Below are 241 nucleotides of genomic sequence, written 5' to 3' on the forward strand. Positions count from 1 at the left end.
TCATGTGCAGCGAGCTCGGGGGCGGCGGGTCCGACCACTGGGGGGAGCGGCACCATGTGCGGCCGGCGGACAGCATGGGCGGGACGATCCGCGAGCTCCACGACGAGGGCGGCTCGGTCAGCCTCTACATGGCGCACGGGGGCACCAACTTCGGCCTGTGGAACGGCGCGAACGACGACCTCGTGCTGCAGCCCACGGTGACCAGCTACGACTCCGACGCCCCGATCGGCGAGGACGGCAC

Annotated in this window: 1 protein-coding gene; it reads left to right on the top strand. The window is 71.8% G+C overall.

Features of this window, described 5'->3' with window-relative positions; genetic code table 11:
- Window positions 1-241, top strand: a 241-nt coding sequence (locus KVS71_RS18430; protein WP_217585259.1) for a beta-galactosidase, incomplete at both ends; no start/stop codon positions are given.

The sequence above is a fragment of the Microbacterium sp. GbtcB4 genome (assembly GCF_019091465.1).
GTDB lineage: Bacteria > Actinomycetota > Actinomycetes > Actinomycetales > Microbacteriaceae > Microbacterium > Microbacterium paraoxydans.